Consider the following 1,172-nt stretch of genomic DNA (forward strand, 5'->3'; position numbering starts at 1 on the left):
AGTAATTTTGTGGGGATCCCTCAGCCCGCGCGGGGTGGCAGAAAGACGACGCTGATGGAATTCATTGTTGCTCATGTTTCACACCTTTTGACTCTTCACGGTTAATCGGAAATTAAACGCCCAGACGATCGCGCAGGCTGTAATAAGCCGCGCCCATCGCGGTAAATGGCACGCGCAGCGTGCGCCCGCCGGGGAACGGGTAATGCGGCAGATTGGCGAACGCGTCGAAACGCTCGGCATCTCCGCGCAGCAGTTCAGCAATTAAACGCCCGGCGAGATGGGTACAGGTAACGCCGTGGCCGCTGTAGCCCTGCATGTAGTAAATGTTTTTATCGAGGCGACCAAACTGCGGCATACGCGACAGGGTCAGCAGGAAGTTGCCCGTCCAGCGGTAGTCGATTTTTACGCCCTGCAACTGCGGGAAGGTTTTCAGCAGTTTCGGCACCACCAGGCGCTCAACGTCATCCGGGTCACGTGCGCCATACACCACGCCACCACCATACAGCAGGCGGTTATCGGCAGTCAGGCGGTAGTAATCAAGCAGATAGTTACAGTCTTCGACACAGTAGTTTTTCGGGATCAGCGAACGGGCTAAATCATCGGAAAGCCGCTCGGTGGTGATTACCTGCGTGCCGCACGGCATACTGCGCTTCGCCAGTTCCGGCTCCACTTTATCGCCCAGATACGCATTCCCGGCGACAATCACATACTTCGCCGTTACCTGACCTTTGGCAGTCCGCACCACGGCTGGCGTGGTGTGCTGGATCTGCGTCACCGCAGAAAGCTCATACACACGTCCGCCGTTCAGACGAATGGCGTCGGCTTCACCAATAGCGAGGTTCAGCGGGTGAATATGCCCGCCGCTGTGATCCAGCAGCGCACCGGTGTAGCGATCGCTGGCAACTTCACGGCGAATGGCACTGGCGTCCAGCAGTTCGAGTTGATTGTTACCATAGCGTTCCCAGTTCTCTTTCTGCTCTTCAAGAGTCGCGAGCTGCTTATCATTCATCGCCACAAACAGGCCGCCGGGGCGGTAGTCGCAGTCAATCTGATAACGTTTGATGCGCTCGCGAATGATCTCGCCACCTTCAAACATCATGCTGCCGAGCATACGGGCGGTGTCCATGCCGTAGCTTTTTTCGATTACGTCGATGTCGCGGCTGGAGGGGGTT

Annotated in this window: 1 protein-coding gene; it reads right to left on the reverse strand. The window is 57.0% G+C overall.

Annotation, left to right across the window (positions count from 1 at the left end; genetic code table 11):
• Window positions 1-112: 112 nt before the first annotated feature.
• On the reverse strand, window positions 113-1,172 hold a 1,060-nt coding region (gene puuB, locus EQY_RS0121065), incomplete at its 5' end, for a gamma-glutamylputrescine oxidase (protein ID WP_000318575.1).

It is taken from the genome of Escherichia sp. TW14182 (genome assembly GCF_000208525.1).
Lineage (GTDB): Bacteria > Pseudomonadota > Gammaproteobacteria > Enterobacterales > Enterobacteriaceae > Escherichia > Escherichia ruysiae.